General features: G+C 72.2%; 1 protein-coding gene. It reads left to right on the top strand.

Annotation, left to right across the window (positions count from 1 at the left end; all coding sequences use genetic code 11):
• Positions 1-21: 21 nt before the first annotated feature.
• Positions 22-252: hypothetical protein (locus tag SB754_RS21710; RefSeq protein ID WP_410784384.1), on the top strand; the 231-nt coding region annotated here is incomplete at its 3' end.

The following is a 252-nucleotide window of genomic DNA, read 5'->3' as shown; positions in this document are numbered from 1 at the left end:
GAAGCGTGTCTTGCGGCGCTCTTGAGCGCAGAGCATGACGGCCGCATCGTCGGCGACCTGGTCGCCGACGGCGAGGACGCCGCGCTGCTCGCCATCGGCGTCAGGCGCGGCGAAGGCGGCCTGTGGGTCGCCAGCGCCCACCCGGTCATGCGCGAATTGATGGCCGCGTGGCCGCGCTTCTTTCGCACGCTGGCGGCCCTGCCCGGCGCGGCGGTCAAGACGATGAAGTTCGGCCGCCTCTGCTCCAAGGCC

The organism is Leifsonia sp. SIMBA_070 (assembly GCF_046534635.1).
GTDB lineage: Bacteria > Actinomycetota > Actinomycetes > Actinomycetales > Microbacteriaceae > Leifsonia.
This window is presented reverse-complemented; position numbering and strand designations above follow the sequence as displayed.